Genomic DNA, 595 nt, shown 5'->3' on the forward strand with positions numbered 1-595 from the left:
TGTTGTCGGTGCAGCAGGGTTTCATTCCGCGGCATTTGAATTTTTCGGAGTTGACGCCGAATGCGGGTGCGGGGGCGTCGAAGTTTCAGATTGCTGGTCAGGGTATGGCTTGGCCGGCGGTGTCGCGTCCGCGTCGGGCGGGGGTGTCCTCGTTCGGGGTGTCGGGCACCAATGCGCATGTGATTGTTGAGCAGGCGCCCGATGCTGAGGTTGTTGCGGGGGCTGCTGCGGTGCCGGTGAGCACGTTGGTGGTCTCGGGTAAGTCCCCGGCACGTATCGCGGCCACCGCCGAAGTACTCGCACAATGGATGGCCACCGACGGCGCTGGTGTGGCCCTGTCCGACGTCGCAGAGACCTTGCGGCAGAACCGAAGCCGCTACAACTACACCGCGGGCGTAGCTGCTCGCGATCACGCCGCCGCAGTGGCCGGGTTGACCGCACTCGCTGCCGGCGAGTCCGCACCCGGTGTCACCGAGCCCCGGCCGCGGCGTGCGACGTCACGGCCGGTGTTTGTGTTTTCGGGTCAGGGTTCGCATTGGGTGGGGATGGGTCGTCGGTTGTTGGCCGATGAGCCGGTGTTCGCTGCGGCTGTTGA

Annotated in this window: 1 protein-coding gene; it reads left to right on the forward strand. The window is 66.1% G+C overall.

Going from position 1 to position 595, the window contains the following annotated elements; translation table 11 throughout:
* The coding region (locus LI94_RS21430) for a ketoacyl-synthetase C-terminal extension domain-containing protein (RefSeq protein ID WP_046302519.1) at positions 1-595 on the forward strand (595 nt) is incomplete at both ends.

Origin of the sequence: Mycobacterium sp. UM_Kg27 (assembly GCF_000972905.1) — a bacterium.
GTDB lineage: Bacteria > Actinomycetota > Actinomycetes > Mycobacteriales > Mycobacteriaceae > Mycobacterium.